Origin of the sequence: Porphyromonas sp. COT-108 OH1349 (assembly GCF_000768755.1) — a bacterium.
GTDB classification, from domain to species: domain Bacteria; phylum Bacteroidota; class Bacteroidia; order Bacteroidales; family Porphyromonadaceae; genus Porphyromonas_A; species Porphyromonas_A canoris.
Window position 1 is genome coordinate 1 of sequence record NZ_JRAH01000001.1, and the last position, 470, is coordinate 470.

A 470-nucleotide genomic window follows, 5' to 3' on the forward strand; every position below is an offset into this window, starting at 1 on the left:
TCAGTTGTATCGCCAGGTGCATAGCTGAGTATCCACGTACGGGAAGAATAAGTGCTGAAAGCATCTAAGCACGAAGTCGACCTCAAGATTAGATATCCGTTATCAGGGACGTTACAGACGATGACGTAGATAGGCCACAGGTGCAAGTGCAGTAATGTATTCAGCCGAGTGGTACTAATCTCCCGAACGCTTATATTTAGAGAATTTTCTCAGGCAAAGGGTATTGTAGTTTTAGAACTATGTTCTTTTCTCCGTATATGTTAGACATACAGCGTGGAAGAAGTGTGGGAAGATATACTTCGGACACGAGAAAGAGATAGCGAAGAAGTCGGAAAGGGAAACGAACGAGACAAGGGAAACAAAGAAACCGACGGATTTGCGAAGCCAATAAAGGTGGCTATAGCATCGGGGATCCACCTCTAACCATTCCGAACAGAGCAGTTAAGCCCGATCACGCCGATGGTACTATG

General features: G+C 45.3%; 2 rRNA genes. Both read left to right on the forward strand.

Annotated elements, in window-relative coordinates:
• Positions 1-199 (forward strand): 23S ribosomal RNA (locus JT26_RS00005); the annotation flags it as partial.
• A 190-nt stretch (positions 200-389) separates the two neighbouring features.
• Positions 390-470, forward strand: a 5S ribosomal RNA gene (gene rrf, locus JT26_RS00010); the annotation flags it as partial.